Genomic DNA, 1,271 nt, shown 5'->3' with positions numbered 1-1,271 from the left:
CGTCGGTAATCGGCAAACGTTAAGCGAAATGGCACCTAGTGGTAGTTAAAAACATAATGAAATGAAAAGGGGGAATTCATAAATGACAAAGAAGAAAGTGTTTATTAGTTTCGACTATGATAATGACCGACACTATCGTTATTTACTTAAGGCTTTAATAGATAATCCACGATCAGATATTGATTTTGAAGATCTTACTCCTGAAGAAATACAAAGTTATGATATTGGTAGAATAAAAGCTGTGTTAACAACAAGAATAAGAAATTCTACTCATACATTAGTCATAATAGGTAAACATGCTAATAGTTATCATCCTGATTGGACAGAGATTGGGACTCGTAATTGGCAATGGTGGGAAATTGAAAAAAGTGCCGAAGAAGGTAATAAATTTATTGCTGTAAAAATTGATCCGTCATATGATGCACCCGAACCTCTTTATAGAAAAGGGGCAACATGGGCGCATTCGTTTAAAGTTGATAGTATTTTTAAAGCAATAAATGAAGCGTGATTTTAATGTCTGATAAAAAAACAGATATACTTTACAATCATTATATTGATACATATGCCAATGCAAAAGAAAGAGAAAACCTACGAAATAAATTATTCCTAATAACAGTAGGCTTATTAGGACTTATATTATTGGAGTTAACATATTCTACAGATATGGTTAATGCTATTAAGCAAATTAATATTCTAGGAATCAATATAAATATTAGTGTTATACCTTTACCTATACTTATTAGCTTTACTTGGACATTTTTTAGTATACTCTCTGTACGCTATTATCAAGTTACAATCCATATAGACAAGCTTTACTTATACATACATGGATTAGAAAAAAAGTTATCAGCATTAATGGGAGAAAATAATATAATATCTCGAGAAAGTTCGGGTTATCTAACAAAAAAGTTTTCAATATTTAGACATTGTGTATGGTATTATTACACAGCAATATATCCAGCAATAGTAATTATAGTAATTATATGGAGCCTAATCTTAGAAAGCTCAATAGCCATTATTCCGATTTATCATAAATATTATGATTTTTGTTTAGGGTTATTAAGTGTTGGTTTTCTAGTTTTTTATTTAGTTGGACAATGGCTAGAAAAATAAAGGTAAAAATTTAGTTTGGTTATGGTGCCACTTCGCTTAACAGCACGATTACCGCTGGCGGGGCGCGGATAGTGGATAATGAAGACAAATCGAAGAAGTTAAATCATGTAGAGAACGCGCCCACAGCCATGGACCTAAGCGCGGCCGCGCCCGGCTTG

Annotated in this window: 2 protein-coding genes; both read left to right on the top strand. The window is 32.4% G+C overall.

Annotated features, from left to right (window positions below; genetic code table 11):
• Window positions 1–82: 82 nt before the first annotated feature.
• Window positions 83–508: a TIR domain-containing protein gene (locus G5B42_RS11510; RefSeq protein ID WP_181340617.1), complete on the top strand. Its 426-nt coding sequence runs from the start codon at window positions 83–85 to the stop codon at window positions 506–508.
• A gap of 5 nt (window positions 509–513) precedes the next feature.
• Entirely contained in the window at window positions 514–1,113 is a 600-nt protein-coding gene (locus G5B42_RS11505; RefSeq protein WP_181340616.1) for a hypothetical protein, read from the top strand.
• Window positions 1,114–1,271 lie beyond the last annotated feature (158 nt).

The organism is Capillibacterium thermochitinicola (genome assembly GCF_013664685.1).
Taxonomy (GTDB): Bacteria; Bacillota; UBA4882; order UBA10575; family UBA10575; genus Capillibacterium; species Capillibacterium thermochitinicola.
The sequence above is the reverse complement of the archived record's forward strand: the minus strand, read 5'-3'. Positions and strand labels throughout refer to the sequence as shown.